This is a genomic window from Streptomyces sp. NPDC048417, from assembly GCF_040651615.1.
GTDB lineage: Bacteria > Actinomycetota > Actinomycetes > Streptomycetales > Streptomycetaceae > Streptomyces.
This window is the reverse complement of the sequence record NZ_JBEZKI010000010.1, coordinates 229,647-242,896: the sequence shown is the minus strand read 5'-3', so window position 1 is coordinate 242,896 and position 13,250 is coordinate 229,647. Positions and strand designations below refer to the sequence as shown.

11 protein-coding genes are annotated in these 13,250 nt (G+C 71.2%); 9 read left to right on the top strand and 2 right to left on the bottom strand.

What is annotated here, in order from left to right; all coding sequences use genetic code 11:
- Window positions 1-47: 47 nt before the first annotated feature.
- The gene (locus tag AB0D59_RS18215; protein ID WP_362565885.1) at window positions 48-314 is read right to left on the bottom strand and encodes a protealysin inhibitor emfourin; all 267 of its coding nucleotides are present in this window, start codon (window positions 312-314) and stop codon (window positions 48-50) included.
- A gap of 21 nt (window positions 315-335) precedes the next feature.
- Window positions 336-1,400, bottom strand: a complete 1,065-nt coding sequence (locus tag AB0D59_RS18210; RefSeq protein ID WP_362565884.1) for a M4 family metallopeptidase — start codon at window positions 1,398-1,400, stop codon at window positions 336-338.
- A gap of 320 nt (window positions 1,401-1,720) precedes the next feature.
- Between AB0D59_RS18210 and leuA the strand changes: the two genes are divergently transcribed.
- The 9 genes from leuA to AB0D59_RS18165 all read left to right on the top strand — a co-directional run bounded on the left by leuA (window position 1,721) and on the right by AB0D59_RS18165 (window position 13,187).
- On the top strand, window positions 1,721-3,442 hold the full coding sequence (gene leuA, locus AB0D59_RS18205; RefSeq protein WP_362565882.1) for a 2-isopropylmalate synthase: 1,722 nt from the start codon (window positions 1,721-1,723) through the stop codon (window positions 3,440-3,442).
- A 185-nt stretch (window positions 3,443-3,627) separates the two neighbouring features.
- A complete protein-coding gene (locus tag AB0D59_RS18200; RefSeq protein WP_362565881.1) occupies window positions 3,628-4,323 on the top strand; it encodes a TerB family tellurite resistance protein in 696 nt (231 codons plus the stop codon).
- A gap of 312 nt (window positions 4,324-4,635) precedes the next feature.
- Window positions 4,636-5,799: a sialidase family protein gene (locus tag AB0D59_RS18195; RefSeq protein ID WP_362565980.1), complete on the top strand. Its 1,164-nt coding sequence runs from the start codon at window positions 4,636-4,638 to the stop codon at window positions 5,797-5,799.
- Between the two features lie 100 nt (window positions 5,800-5,899).
- On the top strand, window positions 5,900-6,433 hold the full coding sequence (locus tag AB0D59_RS18190; RefSeq protein ID WP_362565879.1) for a SigE family RNA polymerase sigma factor: 534 nt from the start codon (window positions 5,900-5,902) through the stop codon (window positions 6,431-6,433).
- Window positions 6,430-7,365: a hypothetical protein gene (locus tag AB0D59_RS18185; protein WP_362565877.1), complete on the top strand. Its 936-nt coding sequence runs from the start codon at window positions 6,430-6,432 to the stop codon at window positions 7,363-7,365. Before AB0D59_RS18190 ends, AB0D59_RS18185 begins: the two co-directional genes overlap by 4 nt.
- Before the next feature lie 246 nt (window positions 7,366-7,611).
- Window positions 7,612-9,207, top strand: coding sequence for an ABC transporter substrate-binding protein (locus AB0D59_RS18180; protein ID WP_362565876.1), 1,596 nt, complete (start codon window positions 7,612-7,614; stop codon window positions 9,205-9,207).
- A 4-nt stretch (window positions 9,208-9,211) separates the two neighbouring features.
- Entirely contained in the window at window positions 9,212-10,171 is a 960-nt protein-coding gene (locus AB0D59_RS18175) for an ABC transporter permease (protein WP_362565875.1), read from the top strand.
- Window positions 10,168-12,192 (top strand): dipeptide/oligopeptide/nickel ABC transporter permease/ATP-binding protein, encoded by a 2,025-nt coding sequence (locus AB0D59_RS18170; protein WP_362565874.1) that lies wholly within the window; start codon window positions 10,168-10,170, stop codon window positions 12,190-12,192. Before AB0D59_RS18175 ends, AB0D59_RS18170 begins: the two co-directional genes overlap by 4 nt.
- Window positions 12,189-13,187, top strand: coding sequence for an ABC transporter ATP-binding protein (locus AB0D59_RS18165; protein ID WP_362565872.1), 999 nt, complete (start codon window positions 12,189-12,191; stop codon window positions 13,185-13,187). Before AB0D59_RS18170 ends, AB0D59_RS18165 begins: the two co-directional genes overlap by 4 nt.
- Window positions 13,188-13,250 lie beyond the last annotated feature (63 nt).

Below are 13,250 nucleotides of genomic sequence, written 5' to 3'. Positions count from 1 at the left end.
TAACAGAAGTCAACGCCCGCACGTGAACTACCCGTTACCGGTGCCGCTTAGGCGCCCTCCTTCAACACCCGTGAGATCAGCTCGCGTTGTTCGGAGGTCAGCCGCGGATCGGCCGCGTACACCGTCCGCCCGTCCACCGTGATCCGGTACGCGAACCCGTCCGGTACCCCGGGCGGCGGCGTGCCCCGGCCGGCCGCGAGCGCGTGCTCGGCCAGGGCCTGCCACTCATGGGCGTCGGGCCGCCCCGAGGTGTCCACCTCGGCCCGCCGCTCGATGCCCGCGAACCCGCCCGTACGCCTCACCTGAATACGCATGGGTCCCTGTGTAGTACGGGATCAGCCGGTCTGCACACCCACCTGCGCCCACGCCTTGAGGGCCGCCTCGGTCTCCTCGCCCTCCTTGAAGCGGGCCCTGGCCGCCGCCACGGTGAGCTTCGCGAAGTCCGTGAAGCGGGCGTCCGACCGCAGCTCGCCGCCGGTGAGCACGTCGTACCAGATCAGCCCGGCCCGCTCCCAGGCGTTGCCGCCGAGCGCACTGGCGAGGAGATAGAAGGCGTGGTTGGGGATTCCGGAGTTGATGTGGACGCCGCCGTTGTCGCGGTTGGTCTTCACGTACTGCGCCATGGTCGCGGGCTGCGGGTCCTTGCCGAGGCGAGGGTCGTCGTAGGCCGTGCCCGGGGCCTTCATCGAGCGCAGGGCCACGCCGTGCACGCCCGGGGCGAGCAGGCCCTCGCCGATCAGCCAGTCCGCCTGGTCGGCGCTCTGGCCGAGGGAGTGCTGCTTGATGAGCGAGCCGAAGACGTCGGAGACCGACTCGTTGAGGGCGCCGGACTGGCCGTAGTACTCCAGGTTGGCGGTGTACTGGGTGACGCCGTGGGTGAGCTCGTGACCGATGACGTCGACGGAGCTGGTGAAGTCGGTGAAGACCTGCCCGTCGCCGTCGCCGAACACCATCTGCTCGCCGTTCCAGAAGGCGTTGTCGTAGTCGACGTCGTAGTGCACGGTCGCGTCGAGGGGCAGCCCCTCGCCGTCGATGGAGTCCCGTTCGTACGCCGCCAGGTACAGGTCGAAGGTGGCGCCGAGGCCGGCGTAGGCGCGGTTGACGCCGGCGTCCTGGCCGGGCTCGGAGCCCTCGTCGCGGACCTTGGCGCCGGGCAGGTCGGTGCCGTGCCCGGCGTCGTAGATCGTGCGGTGCGGGGTGCCGGTGGCGGCCGTCACCGTCGGGGCGACGGCGCCGCGGACCGTGGTGATCCGGCGGCGGGTGCGCTGTACGGCGTCCTGCTGGAGGGTGCGCAGTGCGGAGTCGGCGAGCTCCCGGTCCTCGTGGGTGGCGAGGTGGTCGAGGATGTGCGGCGGCACGATGGTGCAGAAGACGGGCCTGTGGCCCCCGTTGGTCGTCATGGACCGCACCATCGCACTGAGTTATGTCACTGTCACTACCCGCAACCATGATTGGTGAAATACGGTGACAATTGACCACCCTCCGTGAGCGGGAGTGGTATGGCGCACTTTTTGTCCTATTTCTCCCAGCGGTCCCGCATACTGATACGGCGCCCCGCGTCCGGAGGGGGCTCGGCTAGCATGCGGAGCATCATGCGTTTCGGGCTGCTTCTTCTTAGCTGCCGCGGCGAGGGCCTGTAGTCCAGGTCGACTCCCTCCCCGCGGAGCTTCGCGTTGCGTCGTCGGCCGTCCTTCCGGACATCCTGAGGAGCCCCGCAATCATGGCGAACCGCCAGCAGCCCACCACCATGCCGGTGCACAAGTACGGCCGCTACGAGCAGGTCGACATCCCGGACCGCACCTGGCCCCAGCAGCGCATCACCACCGCCCCCCGCTGGCTCTCCACCGACCTGCGCGACGGCAACCAGGCCCTGATCGACCCGATGTCGCCCGAGCGCAAGCGCCGGATGTTCGACCAGCTGGTGAAGATGGGCTACAAGGAGATCGAGGTCGGCTTCCCGGCCTCCGGCCAGACCGACTTCGACTTCGTGCGCTCGATCATCGAGGAAGAGGGCGCGATCCCGGACGACGTCACGATCTCCGTGCTGACCCAGGCCCGCGAGGACCTGATCGAGCGGACCGTGGAGTCCCTGAAGGGTGCCAGGCGTGCCACCGTCCACCTGTACAACGCGACCGCCCCGGTCTTCCGCCGGGTCGTCTTCCGCGGCTCCAAGGACGACATCAAGCAGATCGCGGTGGACGGCACCCGCCTGGTGATGGAGTACGCCGAGAAACTGCTGGGTCCCGAGACCGAGTTCGGCTACCAGTACAGCCCCGAGATCTTCACCGACACCGAGCTGGACTTCGCGCTGGAGGTCTGCGAGGCGGTCATGGACGTCTACCAGCCGGGTCCGGGCCGCGAGATCATCCTCAACCTGCCCGCCACCGTGGAGCGTTCGACGCCGTCCACGCACGCGGACCGCTTCGAGTGGATGCACCGCAACCTCTCCCGCCGCGAGCACGTCGTGCTGTCCATCCACCCGCACAACGACCGCGGTACCGCCGTCGCCGCCGCCGAGCTGGCGCTGATGGCCGGCGCCGACCGCGTCGAGGGCTGCCTGTTCGGGCAGGGCGAGCGCACCGGCAACGTCGACCTGGTCACCCTGGGCATGAACCTGTTCTCGCAGGGCGTCGACCCGCAGATCGACTTCTCCGACATCGACGAGATCCGTCGTACGTGGGAGTACTGCAACCAGATGGAGGTCCACCCGCGCCACCCGTACGTGGGCGACCTGGTCTACACGTCCTTCTCCGGCTCCCACCAGGACGCCATCAAGAAGGGCTTCGACGCCATGGAGGCCGACGCGGCCGCCAACGGCGTCACCGTCGACGACATCGAGTGGGCCGTGCCGTACCTGCCGATCGACCCGAAGGACGTCGGCCGCTCCTACGAGGCGGTGATCCGGGTCAACTCGCAGTCCGGCAAGGGCGGTATCGCCTACGTCCTGAAGAACGACCACAAGCTGGACCTGCCGCGCCGGATGCAGATCGAGTTCTCCAAGCTCATCCAGGCCAAGACGGACGCCGAGGGCGGCGAGGTCACCGGCTCCGACATCTGGTCGGTCTTCCAGGACGAGTACCTGCCGAACCCGGAGAACCCCTGGGGCCGCCTCCAGGTGCGGACGGGGCAGTCGACCACCGACACCGACGGGGTGGACACCCTCACCGTCGAGGCCACCGTCGACGGCGAGGACACCGTCCTGACCGGCTCCGGCAACGGCCCGATCTCCGCGTTCTTCGACGCGCTGCAGGGGCTGGGCGTCGACGTACGGCTCCTGGACTACCAGGAGCACACGATGAGCGAGGGCGCCTCCGCGCAGGCCGCCTCCTACATCGAATGCGCGATCGACGACAAGGTTCTGTGGGGGATCGGCATCGACGCGAATACGACGCGTGCGTCGCTGAAGGCGGTCGTCTCCGCCGTCAACCGCGCCACGCGATAACCGCTCTGACCGGCGGTTTAAGGGCCCTGATCGCGCTGCATGGCGATCAGGGCCCCGTCGTTTACCGGCCATCCGGCCGTGGAGGTCACGGAAAGGTCTCGTACGGGGTACTGACTCCACCTCACCGATGTGGCTAACATCACGCCAGCGGTGGCGATGTTGCCACGGCGTTAAGGAGGTGCGACGTGCTGCCAGTACGGGGACGAGACGGCCAAACCGCCAGGCCTGCCCGCATTCTGGGCACCCGCACCGCATGGACGCCCGTCGGCGACGGCGAGTTCTTCTGCCCCGGCTGCGGAGGCGACCGCAACTACCAGCGGCTCACCGGCCGCCGCCGCTTCACCCTGCTCGGCGTACCCGTGCTGCCGCGCGGCACCACCGGGCCGGTCGTGGAGTGCGCCGCCTGCCGTCACCACTACGGCACCGACGTCCTCGACCACCCCACCACCTCCCGCTTCTCGGCGATGCTCCGCGACGCCGTGCACACCGTCGCCCTCGCCCTCCTCGCCGCGGGCGGCGCCTGTGCCCGTACGTCCCTGGAGGCGGCCGCGGCCACGGTCCGCGCGGCCGGCTTCGAGGACGTCACGGAGGAACAGCTGAGCGCGCTCGTCGACGCGCTCGCCGCCGACACCGGCCGGCTCTTCGAGCAGCCGTGCAGGGCGAGCCTCGCGATAGAACTGCACGAGGCCCTCGACCCGCTGGCCCCGCACCTCGCCCCCGCCGGCCGTGAGTCCCTGCTCCTGCAGGCCGCCCGGATCGCACTCGCCGACGGCCCCTACACCAACGCCGAACGCGAGGTCCTCGGCACGGTCGGCGCGGCCCTGACCATCTGCGCCGACGACGTGACCCGCCTGCTGGCAGCGGCCCGCACCCCCTCCTGAGCCGCGGCGGGGCACGGCCCGCAACCCCCCTCCCGATCCGCCTGTCGTGCATGGCCCCACGCCCTCCCGAGCCGTCCGCGGGGCTTGGCCCGTACGTCCTCCTGATCCGTCCGCGGGGCTTGCCCCGAACGTGCCCCGGCGCCTCCTGCGGGGCACGGCCCGTACCCGCCCCGCAGCCCCGACCGGCCCGGCCCGGACCTGACGGCGCGCCAAACCGTATGACCCGTTCGGCCGTTGCGGGGGTGCGGTGAAGGCGGCGGGGAGGAACATGGAAGGGTGAGCCATGTGTCTCCTGTGACCCGTGTGAGCCGGATCTCCCTCGCCGCCGCCCTGCTGCTCGGGGCGTTCACCGTCGAACCCAGGGCCTGGGCGGCCACCTGCGAGTCCTCGGTGCCGTATGTCTCCGGCGAGGGCGGCTACACCCAGTACCGCATCCCGGCCGTCGTCCGCACCTGGCACGGCACCCTGCTCGCCTTCGCCGAGGGCCGGCACACCACCGCCGGCGACAGCGGTGACATCGACGTCGTGCTGAGACGTTCCTCCGACGGCGGCTGCACCTGGGGTCCGCTCCAGGTGGTGGCCGACGGCCAGGGGAACACCCGGGGCAACCCGGCACCCGTCGTCGACCCGCGCACCGGCGACATCGTCCTGGTGACCTCCTACAACGACGGCTCGGTGAGCGAGGATCAGATCATGCGCGGCCAGGTCACCAAGGAGCAGAGCCGCCGGGTGTTCGTGCAGCGCAGCCGGAGCGACGGCCGGTCCTTCACCGCCCCGCGGGAGATCACGGCCCAGGTGAAGCCCCCAGGCTGGCGCTGGTACGCCACCGGCCCCGGCCACGCCGTCGCCGTCACCGAGGGACCGCACCGCGGCCGGCTGGTCGTCGCGGCCGACCACTCCGGCCCGCCGCGCCCCGGCTCCTCCGACACCGGCCGGGAGGCCAGGTACTACGGCGGTCACGCGATCTACAGCGACGACGGCGGCCGCAGCTGGCACCTCGGCTTCGTCGACGACTCCTACACCGGCCGTGACAACGCCAACGAGACGACCGCCGCCCAACTCCCCGACGGCCGTCTCTACTTCAACGCCCGTGACCAGAACGGCACCAGCCCCGGCAACCGCCTCAACGCCTGGTCGAGCGACGGCGCGGAAACCCTGGACGCGGACTACACCGTCCAGCCGTCCCTGCACCGGGTCCCGGTGGTCGAGGGCTCGGTCCTCCAACTCCACGGCGCGGACGCCCCGTTGCTCTTCTCGGCGCCCTCGATCCCGACGGCCCGCCAGGCCATGGCGCTGTGGACCAGCACGGACGAGGGCATCAGCTTCGACAAGCTCCTCACCCTGTCCGGCCGGAAGGCGGCCTACTCGGACCTGGTCCAGGTGGACGGGGGCACGGTGGGGGTGCTGTACGAGACGGGGACGCGGACGGCGTACGACACGATCGAGTTCCGGCGGGTCGCGGCGCCCCGGGAGTGAGCCGTGGCCGTGAGCCGGCCGTCGCCATGAGCCGGCCGTTGCCATGAACCGGGCAACCGAATCGGCCCGGCCGGTGGTCTGGAGGGCGAGGGGGTGGCTGATGCAGGCCGAACTCGAGGCCCAGTTCCAGGAATTCGTCAGAGCGCGGTGGTCCCATCTCGTACGGACCGCCTATCTGCTCACCGGCGACCCGCACCACGCGGAGGACCTCACGCAGACCGCGCTGGCCAAGGCGTACCGGTCGTGGCGCCGGGTCTCCGGGACCGACCGCCCGGAGGCGTACGTCCGCCGCATGCTGGTCAGCTGCAACAGCGACCGGTTCCGTAAACGGCGGGTCACCGAGTCGCTGACCGCCGCTCCGCCCGAGCGCGCGGAGCACGACGACGCGGTCTCCCGGGCGGACGAGCGCGGCACGCTGCTCGCCGCGCTGTCGGAACTGCCGCCCAGGCAGCGCGCGGTGGTGGTGCTGCGGTACTGGGAGGACCTGTCCGAGGCGGAGGTCGCCGACGTGCTCGGCTGCTCCCCGGGCACGGTCAAGAGCCAGGCGTCCAAGGGCCTGGCGAAGTTGCGTACGTTTCCGGGGCTCGCGCAGACCATGAGCCACGCGGGAACCGGACAGGGAGGCACCAGGTGAGTGGCGAGAAGCAGGGCGCGGAAGCCGAGCCGGAGTTCGAGGACCGGGTCCGGGCGCTGCTGGCGGGGGACGCGTCGGCACTCAGGCCGTCACCGGTGCCGTACCCGGAGATCCGGCGGCGGGGGGTGCTGGAGCGCCGGCGGCGGCGTCTCGGGGTGACCGGGGCGGCGCTGGCGACCCTGGCGGTGGTGCCGGTCGGCGCGTACGCGATCGGCGGCGGCGGGGGCGGTGCGGTGAGCCCGGCGCGGCCCGAGCCGTCCGTGCGGACCAGCGCGCGCCCGACGCCGTCCGCGCCGTCCGTGGCGGGCCCCGCGCGGCCCGCCACCGCGGGGCAGCTCCTCGACGGAGTCACCTTCGAGAACGCCGCCGCCGGGCTCGGCAAGTGCATCGCCTACAACAAGGCGAACAGGGTGGCCGCGGATCCCGGCCACACCGACCTCGGCACGGCCGCCGACTACCGGATCATCCTCGCGATGCGGAGCACCGGCGACTCCAACGCACCGGGCGACGGCATCTCCGTGGTCGCCGTGCGCGAGACGCCGACGCCGGCCCGGCTGATCTGCTCGGTGAAGGGCGGCGAGGCGCAGGGGCTGAACAGCAGCCTCGGGAACCCGTTCGGCGACTCCCTGGTGGCCGTGGTCCCGGACATCAACGCCGGGAAGCTGTACCAGCAGTCGTACCTCGACAAGGGCCACTGGAAGCTGCCGTTCCGGTGGGGTGTCATCGGCGGCTACCGCAGCTCGGTCAGCAAGGTGACCGTCTCCTACGGCGGCAGCACGCGCAAGGCCGTGCTGGACCACGGCTGGTTCGTCGCCACCGGCACCCTGCACCAGCAGGTCACCGAGGCGCCCCGGCTCCGGGGCTACGACTGGACCGGAAAGCTCGTCTACGACTCCGACCAGGACGGGTCCTACGAGAAGACGCTGCCCTAGTTTCCCTGCCCGTCCCGAGCTTCCCCGCCCGTCCCGGCCGCCGGCGCCGTGCAGGAGGTCGTCGACCGGCTGGATCGCGACGTCCTCGGAGACCGCCTCACCCCGCCGCCTCCCGCACCGCCATTGGTCCGACCTCTGGCGGTTTACGCCATTCGTGTGCGCTGCCTTGACCGCCCCCAAACGCCCTCTTATGGTCGCGCTTACACATGACGTCCGACGTCTCCTTTCCCCCACGCTGGAGGCACCGTGCGCGACGAGGCGACCCACGGCCGCAGGACGTTCCTGAAACACGCCGGCGCCCTGGGGGCGGCCGCCTCGCTGACGGCCTGTGGCCCCAAGTCCACGATCGACCTCGGCGGCAGCGGCCCCGACCGCACCCTGACGGCCGTGATCGGCTACGGCAACGACGGCAGCTGGGACCCGACCCAGACCGCTTCCGCGTTCGCGATGGCCGCCAACAACCACATCTACGAGGGCCTCGCCGACACGGATCCCCTCACCCGCGCTCCCTATCCGGCGCTGGCGACCCGGCTGCCCGCCGACCCGGACGCCACCACCTGGCGGTTCACCCTGCGCCCGGGCGCCACCTTCCACGACGGCAGGCCGGTCACCGCCGACGACGTGGTCTTCGTCTTCGACCGGATCCTCGATGCGGGCACCCAGACCCTCGCCAAGGGCTTCTTCGCGAGCTGGCTGAAGGAGGCCCGCAGGATCGACACCCGGACCGTCGACCTGGTCCTCAGGTTCCCCTTCCCGGACGGGATCGCCCGCCTCACCCTCGCCAAGATCATGCCGGAGCACGTGTTCTCCCGGCCCGGCGCCTGGGACGACGCGATCAAGGGACTCGCGGTGGGCACGGGACCGTACCGGCAGACCGGGCACCACCCGAAGTCGAACACCACCTTCGCCGCGTACGACGGCTACAACGGCCCCCGCAAACCCGCCTTCCGGCGGATGAACTGGCTGACGATCGTCGACGCGGCCTCGCGCGTGGCCAGGATCTCCGGCGTCGACGCGGGCGCGCAGATCTCCGACAACATCCCCTACGCCAACATCACCCGCCTCGAACAGGGCGGACTGTCGGTCGGCGGCGGCGCCGGGATGAACAACCTGTTCCTGATGTTCAACACCCGGCACAAGCCCTTCGACGACGTCCGGGTCCGCCAGGCCCTGCACCACGCCATCGACAAGGCGAAGATCATCGAGGTCGCCCTCAAGGGCCACGGAAAACCGGCGAGTTCGTTCCTGAACGAGACCAACCCCGGCTACCGCAGGGCGAAGACGGTCTACGACTACGACCCCGAAAAGGCGAAGGCGCTCCTCAAGGCCGCCGGAGTCAGCGGACTCCACGTGAACATCCTCGCCGTCAACGTGAGCTGGATCGTCGACTGCCTGCCCACCATCAAGTCGTCCTGGGACGCGATCGGCGTCGCCACGACCCTGTCCCCGCAGGAGACCACGGCCGTGTTCACCAAGATGGACCAGAAACAGGACTACCAGGTCGTCGCCGCCGTCTCGAACCCCAACCAGTTCGGCCTCGACGCCGACCTGGTCATGCACTACAACTACGGCCCCGACAACCTCTGGATGGGCTACGCCCGATGGGCCGACAACGCTGTCGCGAAACGGCTCTTCAAGGACATGGACGCGGCCACCCGCGAACCGGACCCGGACAAGAAGAAGACGATGATCCAGGACTACATCGACATCGTCGCCGAACAGGCCGTCCTCTACCCGGTCGTCCACAACGAGCTGATCACCGCCTGGGACCCGCGCAGGATCACCGGCATAAGGGCCCAGCCCTACCCCGGCATCAACGTCCTGACGGCCAAGTGGGCCTGACGGCATGAACGCCGTCCTGCGCATCCTGCTGCGCCGAATCGCCCTGCTGGTGCCGCTGCTGCTCGGCATCGCCCTGTTCGTGTTCCTGGTGATGCGTTTCTCCGACGTCGACCCGGCGTCCGCGTTCTTCCAGGGCGCCAACCCCACCCCGCGCCAGCTCCACGACTTCCGGGAGCGGGGCGGCCTCCTCGACCCGCTCCCGGTCCGCTACGTCCACTTCGTCGGCGACCTGTTCCACGGCGACCTCGGCACCAGCGCCCTCACCCGCACCCCGGTCCTCGACCAGGTCGCCACCGCCCTGCCGCTCACCCTCCAGCTGACCTTCCTCGGCCTCGGCATCGCGGTCGTCCTGGCGCTGGCCGGCGGCGTCACGGCGGCCATCCACCGGGACCGCTGGCCGGACCAGGTCATCCGGGTGCTCTCGCTCGGCGGCGTCGCCGCCCCCGCCTTCTGGCTGGCGCTGCTGATGATCCAGTACCTGGCGGTCGACCGGGGCTGGTTCCCGTCCGGCGGCTACATCAACCCGGAGGACTCCGTCACCGGCTGGCTGAAGACCATGGCCCTGCCCGCCCTCGCGCTCTCCCTTCCGGTCGCCGCCCAGCTCACCCGGATCGTCCGCACCTCGGTGGTCGAGGAACTCGACCGGGACTACGTCCGCACGGCGATCGGCAGCGGCCTGCCGCCCCATGTCGTGGTCGGCCGCAACGTCCTGCGCAACGCACTGGTCAACCCCCTGACCGTGCTCGGGCTGCGGGTCGGCTACCTCCTCGGCGGCGCCGTCGTCATCGAGACCATCTTCGCCCTGCCCGGCATGGGCAAGCTGATGATCGACGCCGTGCAGAACGGCGACCCGGCCGTCGTCCAGGGTGTCGTCCTCACCACCGCGACCGGCTTCGTCGTCGTCAACCTCGTCATCGACGTCCTCTACCTGCTGGTCAACCCCCGTCTGAGGGAGGCGACATGACGACATTCACCCGCGCGGCCCTCACCACCGCCCTGGCCCGTCCCGGCGTACGACTGCGCAGACTGTCGCCGCTGTCCAAGGCGGGCCTCGCCTTCCTGGCGTTGGTGGTCCTGGTCGCGGCGTTCGCCCCCCTGCTGGCCCCCGACGACCCCCTCGCCCAGCAGGCCCCCGCCGACGGCACCGGGCACCCCTCCGCCGCTCACTGGATGGGCCAGGACAGCCTCGGCCGGGACATCCTCAGCCGGCTGATGTACGGCGCCCGCTGGTCCCTCGCCATCGGCCTCGGCGCGACCGGCCTCGCCCTGGTCGCCGGCGCGCTGCTCGGCGCGCTCGCGGCCACCTCCCGCAAGGGCGTCGACGAGACGCTGATGCGCTGCCTGGACGTGGTGATGGCGTTCCCGGGCATCGCCCTTGCCGCTGTCCTGGTCGCTGTCTTCGGCGGCGGCATCACGGTCCTGATCTGCGCGATCGCCTTCCTCTTCACCCCACCGGTGGCCCGCGTGGTCCGGGCGAACGTCCTCGACCAGTACGGCGAGGACTACGTCACCGCGGAACGCGTGATCGGCGCCCGCACCCCGCACATCGTGCTCCGCCACGTGGCCGTGAACTGCGCCGCCCCCGTCCTGGTCTTCTGCACGGTCCAGGTCGCCGAGGCCATCGTCTTCGAGGCGTCCCTGTCCTTCATCGGCGCGGGCGTCCGGCCCCCGGACCCGTCCTGGGGCAGCGTCATCGCGGACGGCAGGAACATGGTGCTGACGGGAGGCTGGTGGGCGACCCTCTTTCCCGGCCTGCTGATCCTGCTCACCGTCCTCTGCCTGAACATCCTCTCCGAGGGCGTCTCGGACGCGTGGGCGTCACCGGCGCCCAGGGAGGTGGAGCCGACGGAGGCCGACCCGGTGGAGGCCGTCGAGCGGGGCGAGGTCCTGGAGCTGACCGGCCTGACGGAGGCGGGGGAGCGACTTCGCGCCCGGGCCCGGCCCCCCGTTGCGGACGGGCAACCGGTACTGGCCGTGGAGAGGCTGGCCATCGGCTTCCCCGACCGCCACCGGGGTGTGAACATCGTCGACGGCATCAGTTTCGAGGTACATCCCGGTGAGGTGCTGGGCCTGGTGGGGGAGTCGGGTTGTGGAAAGTCCCTGACGGCGCTGACGATCATGGGCCTGCACCCGAAGTCGGCACGGGTGAACGGGCAGATCCGGTTCGCCCCGAAAGGGGCGCGGGGCTGTACCGAATATGCGGCTGCCGCCGCGCGGGCGCGACCAGCACCCGCGAGCCCGCACCCGCCCACCGACCTCACCACCCCCCACCGCCGCCTCCTCGGCCACGAGCTCGCGATGGTCTACCAGGACGCCCTGTCCTCCCTGAACCCCTCCATGACCGTCAACGCCCAGCTCAAGCAGCTGACAAGACGCGGCGGCCACCACACCCCGGCCGAACTGCTCGCTCTCGTCGGCCTCGACCCCACCCGAACCCTGCGCAGTTACCCCCACGAACTCTCCGGCGGCCAACGCCAGCGTGTCCTGATCGCCATGGCCCTCTCCCGCGACCCCCGCCTGATCATCGCCGACGAACCGACCACCGCCCTCGACGTCACCGTCCAGGCCCAGGTGATGGAACTTCTCCTGCGCCTGCGCGAGGAACTCGGCTTCGCGCTGATCCTCGTCTCCCACGACCTGGCCCTGGTCGCGGACGTCACCGACCGGGTGGTGGTGATGTACGGCGGACAGATCGTCGAGACCGGCGTCACCGCGGAGCTGGTCGCCGCCCCCACCCACCACTACACGCGCGGCCTGCTCGGCAGCGTGCTGTCGCTGGAGTCCGGGGCCGAGCGGCTGACCCAGATCCGGGGCGTGGTGCCGTCCCCCGCCGACTTCCCGGCGGGCTGCCGCTTCGCGGACCGCTGCCCGGCGGCGAGCGAGATCTGCCGCACGACACCACCGGACCTCGTCGGCTCCCGCATCCACACCGCGGCCTGCCACCACCCGGCCGTCGACCTGGCGAGCACCGAGGCGGTGACATGAGCGCGGTGGAGCTGTCCGGCGTCCACGTGGTCCACCGGGCCCGCGGCGGAGGCGTGTTCGGCCGGGACCGGGTGTACGCGCTGACCGGCGCCGACCTCACCGTGGCGCCCGGCGAGACGGTCGGCGTGGTCGGCGAGTCGGGATGCGGGAAGTCGACGCTGGCGAAGGTACTGGTCGGCATCCAGCGGCCGACCGCCGGCACGGTCACCTTCCACGGCCGCGACCTGTGGGCGATGCCGGGGGCCGAACGCCGGTCGACCGTCGGCGCCGGCACCGGCATGATCTTCCAGGACCCGTCGACGGCCCTCAACCGCCGGCTGCCGGTACGCCGCGTCCTCCGCGACCCGCTGGACGTCCACGAGCGCGGCACCCGGGCCGAACGGGAGGAGCGGGTACGGGAGTTGATGAGCCTGGTCGGTCTGCCCCGGGCCCTCGCCGAGGCCCTGCCCGGCCAGCTCTCCGGCGGCCAGCGCCAGCGGGTGGCGATCGCCCGGGCCCTCGCCCTGGACCCCGACCTGGTGGTGGCGGACGAACCGACCAGCGCCCTGGACGTCTCCGTCCGCGCCCAGATCCTCAACCTCCTCCTCGACCTGCGCGAGCGGCTCGGCCTCGCCATGGTCTTCGTCTCCCACGACATCCAGACGGTACGGCGGATGAGCGACCGGGTGATCACCATGTACCTGGGCCGGATCGTCGAGGAGACCCCGGCCGCCGAGGTCACCGAGCACGCCCGGCATCCGTACACCAGGGCCCTGTTCTCGGCCACCCCCGGGCTGCTCCGCCCGATCGACCCCATCCCGCTCACCGGTCCGGTGCCCTCGGCCACCCGGCCGCCGTCCGGCTGCCCGTTCCGCACCCGCTGCTGGAAGGCGGACGACGAGTGTGCCGTCCGCATGCCTGACTTCACGGCCGCGTCACGCACCGCTCACCGTTACCGCTGTCACCATCCACTGGAGGAGGACCAGCCGAGCCACAGCCTGCCCAGGGAGCCCTGATGACCCTGCCCACCCCCCACCCCCGTGAGCCGAAGGGGCGCGCTCCGGCTTCCAGCGCCCCGG